General features: G+C 59.8%; 1 protein-coding gene. It reads right to left on the bottom strand.

The features are described from left to right. Positions 1-1,385 (bottom strand): mannose-1-phosphate guanylyltransferase/mannose-6-phosphate isomerase (locus PL640_RS25470; protein ID WP_271363865.1); only part of this gene is annotated, 1,385 nt, incomplete at its 3' end. Positions 1,386-1,402: the final 17 nt, after the last annotated feature.

Raw genomic sequence — 1,402 nt, 5'->3', positions numbered from 1 at the left:
CCGATATAGGCTCCGGTCTGGATTTCGACCAGCTCCAGCGGGATCTGCCCCTCATTGGCCAGCCGGTGCGGCTGGCCGATCGGGATATAAACCGACTGGTTTTCCGTCAGCAGCTTCGTTTCTTCGCCAATCGTCACCGTCGCCGTTCCCTTGACGACGATCCAGTGTTCCGAGCGATGATAATGTTTCTGGAACGAGATGCGGTGGCCGGGATCGACCGTGATATGGCCCACCCGGTAGCGCTCGTCCACATACATGTGTTCGATATAACCCCAGGGACGATAAACGCGTTTGTGCGCCTGCGTTTGCGGCGCATGGTCGCCGTCCTTCAGCGTCTCCACCAGCCCCTTCACATCCTGCACCCGGTTTTTCGGCACCACCAGAACTGCATCCTTGGTGGCCACCACCACCAGATCCCTGGCGCCCACCACCGTCGTCAGCAATTGCGTGGAGTGAATGAGGCAGCCCTCGGAATCGATGAACACGCCATCGCCCTCGAGCGCATTGTCATTGCCGTGCTTGTCGGCAATCTCCCAGATCGCGTCCCAGCTGCCGATATCCGACCAGCGGAAATGGCCATGCACAACCGCCATGCGTTTGGTTTTTTCAATCACCGCATAATCGATGGAGTTTTTCGGCGAGGCCTCGAAGCTTTCCTGATGCAGACGCACGAAGCCAAGGTCGCTTTCATATTGTTCGACCGCCTGTGTCACTGCCGAAAGAATCTCCGGCGCGAAGGCCTTGAGTTCGGCGATCATCACGTCGGAGCGGAACAGGAAGTTGCCGGAGTTCCAGAGATACCCTTTTTCCAGATAGGAAATCGCCGTCTTCATGTCAGGCTTTTCCACGAAGGCATCGACGGCGCTGAGATCGGCCTCCCCGTCGATCGCCTCACCTGGCTTGATATAACCATAGGAAGTGCGCGGCTCGGTCGGCACCAGGCCGAAGACGACGATATTGCCCTGATCGGCGGCTTTTGCGCCGAGTTTCACGGCGTCGGAAAACTTGTCGGCATCCAGCACCACGTGGTCGGCGGCAAGCGCCAGTACCAGACAGCCGGGCTCACGGCGCTCGGCCAGAACGGCGGCGGCGGCCATGGCGGCGGCGCTGTCGCGGCGGGCGGGCTCCAGCACCACGGTTGCCGGCAGATCGATCTCTACGGCCTGACGGCGGGCGAAGAAACGGAAATCCTCATTGGTAATCACCAGCGGCTCGGCATAAAGCCCCTTGTCACCCACCCGCATCAACGTCTGCTGATAGGTCGAAAGATTGCCGACCAGCGGCTGGAACTGCTTGGGCAGCTGGTCACGCGAAACAGGCCACAGCCGGGAGCCGGCACCGCCAGCAAGAAGAACCGGCGTGATCTTTCGAGAGTGTTCCTTCACAATAAAACCTTTCCAAC

The sequence above is a fragment of the Agrobacterium sp. ST15.16.024 genome, from assembly GCF_027956545.1.
GTDB classification, from domain to species: domain Bacteria; phylum Pseudomonadota; class Alphaproteobacteria; order Rhizobiales; family Rhizobiaceae; genus Agrobacterium; species Agrobacterium cucumeris.
The sequence above is the reverse complement of the archived record's forward strand: the minus strand, read 5'-3'. Positions and strand labels throughout refer to the sequence as shown.